Here is an 8,006-nt window from a genome sequence, read left to right as displayed (position 1 = left end):
GCCCGGCACCATCTGCACTTCTTTACCGCTCAGCACAAAAGGCCGCAAGTCGATATGGCGCGGCGCAATTCCGCTTTCCACATACGTGGGGCAGGTTGAAAGGCTGAGCGTGGGCTGCGCAATGTAGCCCGACGGATTGGCCAGCAAGGCCGCGCGGAACTCTTCAATCTCGGCCTTGGTGGCGGCCGGCCCCACCAGCATGCCGTAGCCGCCGGCGCCGTGCACTTCCTTGACAACCAGGTCTTTCAGGTTGGCCAGGGTGTACTGCAAATCCTCGTTATTGCGGCACATGTAGGTCGGCACGTTCTTGAGGATGGGCTTCTCGCCGAGGTAGAACTCAATCATCTTGGGCACGTAGGGGTAGATGGACTTGTCGTCTGCCACGCCGGYGCCGATGGCGTTGCACAGCGAGACATTGCCGCTGCGGTACACATTGAGGAGACCCGCGCAGCCCAGGGTGGAATTGGGGCGGAAGGCCAGCGGGTCCAGGAAGTCATCGTCCACGCGCCGGTAGATCACGTCGACGCGCTTGGGGCCGCGCGTGGTGCGCATGTAGACAAAGTTGTCCTTGACGAACAGGTCCTGCCCTTCAACCAGCTCGACGCCCATCTGCTGCGCAAGGAAGGCGTGCTCGAAGTAGGCCGAGTTGTACATGCCGGGCGTCAGCACAACCACCGTGGGCTCGGCCGTGGCCGGCGGCGCCATGCCGCGCAGGGTTTCAAGCAACAGATCGGGGTAATGGGCAACGGGTGCAACGCGGTTTTCGCTGAAGAGTTCAGGAAACAGCCGCATCATCATCTTGCGGTCTTCCAGCATGTAGCTCACGCCGCTGGGCACGCGCAGGTTGTCTTCGAGCACGTAGTATTCGCCGTTGCCCTGCGCGTCGGGTGCACGGACGATGTCGATGCCGCTGATGTGCGAATAGATATTGCCAGGCACATCAACGCCCATCATCTCGGGTCGGAACTGCGCATTCTGGAAGATCTGCTCGGACGGCACCACGCCGGCCTTGATGATTTCCTGGCCGTGGTACACGTCGTGGATGAAGCGGTTGAGCGCGGTGACGCGCTGTACCAGGCCTTTTTCCATGCTGGCCCATTCGTGGGCGGGAATGATGCGGGGAATCAGGTCAAAGGGAATCAGGCGTTCGGTGCCGGCGCCGTCTTCGTCCTTGGCACCATAAACCGCAAAAGTGATGCCGACCCGGCGGAAAATCATTTCAGCTTCGGCTCGGCGGGCCTGCATCACGTCGGCAGGCTGCCGGGCCAGCCACCGCTGGTAACCCTGGTAATGCTCACGGACGCTGGACTCCGTGGCGTTCATTTCGTCAAACATCGGTCGGCTCATTGGCTTGATCTCCAGCAAGTTATGCGCATGGCAATTGTTTTAACGTAGCTTAGCAAGTTATGCGCCAAGGCGGTGCGTCCACCCGAATTTTTAACGCCCGGGCTCATGATGCCAGTAGCGTTTGCCCTGCTCCCGCTGGCACAAAATCTCGCCGGGGCGAAGGCTTTGCCAGGTAGCAGCCCCGCACTGCGGCGACTTCACCAGGCGTACGCCGCGCTCCTCATAACGCGCCACCACGGACTCCACCGGGTGGCCAAAACGGTTTCGGTAACCCGACTGCACCACCGCCCACTGCGGCCTGACGGCATCAAGAAACACCGCGCTGGACGATGTTTTGCTGCCATGGTGCGGTACCAGCAGAAAGTCGGCCTGGAGGCTGGCCGGAACGCTGGTCGCCAGCCGGAGTTCCTGCGGCGATTCGATGTCGCCGACCAGCAGGGCTGCGCGGCTGCCGCCAGGGGCGCTGCTGGATATGCGCAACACGCAGCTCATGGCGTTTGACTTGCTGGCAGCGTCGTAGTCGGCGGCCACGGGGTGCAGCACCTCAAATGCCACACCGTCCCATTCCCAGCGCTGGCCGGCCACGCAGCGGCTGGCTTTGCGCAGCGTTTGCAGCGGATGCGCGTCTTCAATCGAACTCACCAGGCTGGCTTCAGGCTGCATGGCCAGGACGGCCTGGGCCCCGCCGATGTGGTCGATATCGCGGTGGCTGATCATGAGCATGTCCAGCCGTTCGCCCAGCGCGCGCAGCAGCGGCACCAGCACCCGGTGCCCGGCATCGCTTTCGCGCGAAAAGCGCGGGCCGGCGTCATACAGCAGCGTGTGGCTTGCCGTGCGCACCAGCACGGAATTGCCCTGCCCGATGTCCGCGGCCAGTAGCTCGAACTGCCCCTGCGCCACGCGGGCCGGTTGCCACAACAGCACCGGCAGCAACAGGGGAAGGCCCAGCGCTCGAAAATGAAACGGCAGACGTGTAGCCAGCAGGCCGCCGCCCGCCACGCCGGCGACAGCACACCACAGCGGCGCCRCCGCCACGCTGACCGAGGCCAGCGGCCAGCTCGCCAGCCATTGCAAAAATATCGCCAGCCCGCCGACCGACCATGCCGCCAGCGACCACACCGGCGCCCACGCCACACCCAGCAAAGCCAGCGGCGTGATGAGCAGCGTCACCACCGGAATGGCCACGGCATTGGCCAGCAGGCCGACCAGCGAGACCTGGTTGAACAGCAGCAGCGACAGGGGCGTGAGCGCCAGCGTGACGACCCATTGCTCCCGCATGGCGCGGACAACGCCGTCCAGCCACCTGGGTCGGCGTTGCCACCAGTGCCCGTTTTCAGGCAGGTTTTTTGAGTCGAATTGGGCTGCAGCCCTTTCCCCATGAGCGCGAGCAGCTCCTGAATCTGTAGCAAACAAGACGCCCACCGCAACAAAAGACAACCAGAACCCCGCCTGCATCAACGCCCATGGGTCCAGCGCCACCACCACGGCCATGGCCAGCAACCAGGTCTGTAGCCAGGGCCACTGCCTGCCGCCTTGCCGAAGCAGGATTACCGTGGCCAGCATCCAGATGGTTCGCTGCGCGGGCACGCCCCAGCCGGAAAACAGCGCATACAGGGTGGCCAGCAGCAAGCCGCCCAAGGCACCCGCAGCGGCCGCCGGCAATGCGAGACACAGCCGCGGCGTGAAACGCGCTGATCGCCGCCACAGCGCGCCGATCAGCAGTGAGGCAGCCCAGGCAAACATCGTTATATGAAGGCCTGAAATACTCATCAAGTGAGCTACGCCCGTGGCACGAAACACATCCCAGTCGGCGCGTTCGATGGCGGCCTGGTCGCCGACCACCAGCGCGGCAATGACACCGGCCAGYTGCCGGTTTTCGATGCGCTGAAAGATCGCTTCACGCACGACTTGCCGGGCCTGCTCTATGGGGTGTTGCCAGCTGCTGGAAAGTTTCGCCGGCGGTGTGTCGCGCGGGCCGGCACGTACATAGCCGGTGGCCTGGATGCCCTGCTCCCACAGCCAGAGTTCGTAGTCAAAACCAAAAGGATTGCTGTTGCCGTGCGGCGCCTTGAGCCGCACCGTCATCTGCCAGCGTTCGCCGGCGCGCAGGACTTGCGGCTGACGCTGCAGGGCCAGCGCTATCTCGAATGGGTCGGCGTCTTGGGCCGGCACGGCGGGCTCGCGCCCGGCAAAGCCCGAATACCAGCCCAGCATGACGTGCGGCGGCAAGGTGACTTTGCCACCATTGAGGCGGGCAGATTCCACGGCCAGGCGAAAGCGCACGCCGTCTTCTCCGGGTTGCGGCATCGCCAGCACCTGACCCGTGACCTCGATATCGCGGCCCTCCAGCGCCGGATCGAGCGCCGCAGTCAGGAAAACGCCGGCACGCCAGCCCGTGAGGCCCACACCGAGCAAGGCAGCGAGGGCAAAGGCCGAAACCACCCTGCCCCACGAAGGAAGGCGCAGCCTGCCAAAGCGCAGGTACAGGCCAGCCAGGGTGCAGGCCAGCAGTGCCATGGCGGCATATACCGGTTGCGGCCACAAGGCGGACTGCTGCAACTGCAAGGCAACACCCGCAATAAAACCGGCAAACACCGGCCCCGGGCTTGCCGCATACAGCCGTGCTCCGGCCGATACAGGTCGATTCAAACCCCGCCTCCCCTTTGAACTGTTTTTATGCACTGACCGCTTTGAGCTTAACGGGAAAGCGCGGCAGGTAAACAACAAACAGCGCCAAACAGCCGGTTCACACTCAAGAGACCACGTGGCGCAGCTCTTGCTTTCAGAAATGCCACCAAATCCGGGTAAGCTGTTTACACGGTGTTCCTGAGACCGCAAGATGTGGCGGTCTGTTGAACGTATTTTCCTGAGGGCGTGATTGCACGCCCGGTCCTTTAAAAGCGAGGTTGCCTTGTCCATCCACGTCGCCCTGAGCCACATCACGCATTACAAATACGACCGCCTGGTCAAACTCGGCCCCCAGGTCGTCCGCCTGCGGCCTGCGCCGCACAGCCGCACACAGGTACTGTCGTATTCCCTCAGGGTTGAGCCCGCCGGCCACTTCATCAACTGRCAGCAGGACCCGTTTGCCAATTACCAGGCCCGGCTGGTGTTTCCCGAGCCGACGCGCGAGTTCAAGGTCACGGTGGACCTGGTGGTGGAAATGGCGGTGTTCAACCCGTTTGACTTCTTCCTGGAACCCGCTGCCGAGGAATTCCCGTTTACCTACAACGCGCTGCAGGCCCGCGAACTGGCGCCCTACCTGGCCACCCAGCCGGCCACACCGCTGCTCAAGCGCTACCTCGAAAAAATCGACCGCACGCCCAAACGCACCATAGACTTCCTGGTGGGCCTGAACCAGGGCCTGCAGTCGGACATCAAATACTCCATCCGCATGGAGCCCGGCGTGCAGACGCCTGAAGAAACCCTGCGCCTGGCCTGCGGCTCCTGCCGCGACACCGGCTGGCTGCTGGTGCAGCTGCTGCGGCACATGGGCCTGGCCGCGCGCTTTGTCTCGGGCTATTTGATCCAGCTGAAAGCTGACGTCAAATCCATCGACGGCCCCAGCGGTGCGGAAGCTGATTTCACCGACCTGCACGCCTGGTGCGAGGTGTTTTTGCCCGGTGCCGGCTGGGTCGGCCTGGACCCGACCTCGGGACTGATGGCCGGCGAAGGCCACATTCCGCTGGCGTGCACGCCCGAGCCGTCGAGCGCAGCGCCGGTCGAAGGCGGCGTCGACAAATCCGAAGTCGAGTTCGAGCACCACATGGCGGTGCAGCGCATTTACGAGTCACCACGCGTGACCAAGCCCTACACCGAGGAGCAATGGCAAGCGGTGCTGGCGCTCGGCGAAAAGGTCGATCAAGACCTGGCGGCCGGCGACGTGCGCCTGACCATGGGCGGCGAGCCGACCTTTGTGGCCACCACCGACCKCGACGCGGCCGAATGGAACATCGACGCGCTGGGCCCGACCAAGCGCGGCTACGCGACCGAGCTCGTGCAGAAATTGCGCGCCGAATATGGCGAAGGCGGTTTCCTGCATTTCGGCCAGGGCAAGTGGTACCCCGGCGAGCAACTGCCGCGCTGGGCGCTGAGCATCTTCTGGCGCAAGGACGGCCAGCCGATCTGGCAAAACCCGGACCTGTTTGCCGACGAACGCCAGCCCTGCAACTACACCAGCGCCGACGCGCAGCGTTTTGTGCAGACACTGGCGGGCAAGCTGGGCCTGGCCACCACCTACATCACGCCAGGCTATGAAGATACCTGGTACTACCTCTGGCGCGAACGCCGGCTGCCGGTCAACGTCGACCCGTTTGATTCGAAGCTGGACGACGCCATGGAACGCGAACGCCTGCGCCGCGTCTTCATGCAGGGCCTGGATTCGGTGGTGGGCTATGTGCTGCCGCTGCAAACCAAGGAGCAACTCAAGCAACGAAACGCAGGCGCCTCGCCCGCGCTGAGTGGGCCCAAATGGACCACCGGTCCCTGGTTCTTCCGCGAAGAACGCATGTACCTGATGCCGGGCGACTCGCCCATGGGCTATCGCCTGCCGCTGGATTCGGTGCCCTGGGTGTCCAAGACCGACTACCCTTACATGATCGAGTCCGATCCGTTTGCCCCACGACAGGACCTGCCGGCGGCTTCCGCACTGGCGGCGCGCTACAACGGCAGCTTCAGCGCAGCCCGCGGCGCCACACCGGCGGCCGCATCCGCGGGCGGCAGCGCCAGTTCGCTCGCGCAGTACATGGCGCGCTATATGACGGGCAACACCGCGCTGTCGCAAGCCAGCCGCATTCTGCAGTTCCGTCCGCTGGGAAACAACGGAACGAACGGTACGGACGGGTTGAATGGCAAGCCGGCCGCTGAGGCAACAACGCCTGCCGACGATCGCGCGCCCAAGCCCTTTGAATCGGCCGCCTGGCTCACGCGCACCGCGCTCTGCGTGGAAGTACGAGACCCATCCCGCGCCAATGGCCCGAAAGACAAACCGAAGGCCGACCCGGACAGCAAGGCCAACAAATCCGGCCGCGGCGAAGTGGGTGCGATCTACGTCTTCATGCCGCCCATGGAAAGGCTCGAAGACTACCTCGACCTGTTGGCCGCGGTGGAAGCAACGTCGCAATCGCTGGGCGTGAGCATCGTGCTCGAAGGCTACCCGCCACCGCGCGACCCGCGCCTGAAGATGCTGCAGGTCACGCCTGACCCGGGCGTCATTGAAGTCAACATCCACCCGGCCTACAACTGGGGCGAGCTGGTGGAACACACCGAGTTCCTCTACAAGATTGCGCATGAAACGCGCCTGTCGGCCGAGAAATTCATGACCGACGGCCGCCACACCGGCACCGGCGGCGGCAACCACTTTGTGCTGGGTGGCGCCACGCCGGCCGACAGCCCCTTCCTGCGCAAGCCCGAGGTGCTGGGCAGCCTGATCGCCTACTGGCACAACCACCCGTCGCTGAGCTATCTGTTCTCGGGCATGTTCATCGGCCCGACCAGCCAGGCGCCGCGTGTGGACGAGGCCCGCAACGACCAGCTGTACGAACTGGAAATCGCCCTGCGCGAGATCGAGAACAACCGCAAAAAATACGGTGCCGACATGCCGCCCTGGCTGGTTGACCGCACACTGCGCAACATCCTGGTCGACGTCACCGGCAACACGCACCGTAGCGAGTTCTGCATCGACAAGATGTATTCGCCCGACTCCGCCACCGGGCGCCTGGGCCTGCTGGAGCTGCGCGCGTTTGAAATGCCGCCGCATGCGCGCATGAGCATTGCCCAGCAATTGCTGCTGCGCGCGCTGGTATCGCGCTTCTGGAACAAGCCCTACCACGGCCGTGTCACGCGCTGGGGCACCGAACTGCACGACCGCTTCCTGCTGCCGGGCTTTATCCGCATGGATTTTGAAGACGTGCTAACCGAGTTGCGCGAAGCCGGCTACGGCTTCGACATGGCCTGGTTCGAACCTCACTTCGAGTTCCGCTTCCCGTTGATCGGACAGGTCAAGGCCAACAGCATTGAGCTGACGCTGCGCAGCGCGCTGGAGCCCTGGCATGTGATGGGCGAGGAAGGCTCGGCCGGTGGCACGGTGCGTTACGTGGATTCATCGCTCGAGCGCGTCGAAGTGCATGTGACGGGCCTGAACGACAACCGCTATGTCGTCACCGTCAACGGCCGTGCATTGCCGCTGCAAAGCACCGGCCGCGTCGGCGAATATGTGGCCGGTGTGCGCTACAAGGCCTGGAACCCGCCATCGGCCCTGCACCCGTCGATCGGCGTGCATGCACCGCTCACGTTTGACATCGTCGACACCTGGATGGAACGCTCGCTGGGCGGCTGCCAGTACCATGTGGCGCACCCGGGCGGGCGCAGCTACGACACGCTGCCGGTCAATTCGTACGAGGCTGAAAGCCGCCGCCTCACACGCTTTTTCCGCATGGGCCATACACCCGGCAAGATGCGCGTCGCGCCGGCGCAGCCGAGCCGGGAGTTCCCGTTCACGCTYGATTTGCGTTGAATCCGTGCTGGCGACAGCCGCCCGGGAGCTTGAGGGCCCTCGGGCGAAGCGCCTCCCCGGCTGTCTTATGGCTGCAACATTTGCATGCGCAAGCGGCATAAATAGCCATTTTGGCCGCGCATTGAACCCGCCTTGAGCCTTGCAG

General features: G+C 64.1%; 3 protein-coding genes. 1 reads left to right on the top strand and 2 read right to left on the bottom strand.

The window, feature by feature from the left end:
- Together AC1DWI_RS07970 and AC1DWI_RS07965 are read right to left on the bottom strand one after the other, a co-directional pair.
- Positions 1-1,347: circularly permuted type 2 ATP-grasp protein (locus tag AC1DWI_RS07970; RefSeq protein WP_477724641.1), on the bottom strand; the 1,347-nt coding region annotated here is incomplete at its 3' end.
- 90 nt (positions 1,348-1,437) lie between these two features.
- Positions 1,438-3,996 (bottom strand): DNA internalization-related competence protein ComEC/Rec2, encoded by a 2,559-nt coding sequence (locus AC1DWI_RS07965; protein ID WP_477724640.1) that lies wholly within the window; start codon positions 3,994-3,996, stop codon positions 1,438-1,440.
- A 262-nt stretch (positions 3,997-4,258) separates the two neighbouring features.
- On the opposite strand from AC1DWI_RS07965, the gene AC1DWI_RS07960 reads away from it, so the two are divergent.
- Positions 4,259-7,861, top strand: a complete 3,603-nt coding sequence (locus AC1DWI_RS07960; protein WP_477724639.1) for a transglutaminase family protein — start codon at positions 4,259-4,261, stop codon at positions 7,859-7,861.
- Positions 7,862-8,006 lie beyond the last annotated feature (145 nt).

It is taken from the genome of Polaromonas sp. P3_C2 (assembly GCF_056402675.1).
The sequence above is the reverse complement of the archived record's forward strand: the minus strand, read 5'-3'. Positions and strand labels throughout refer to the sequence as shown.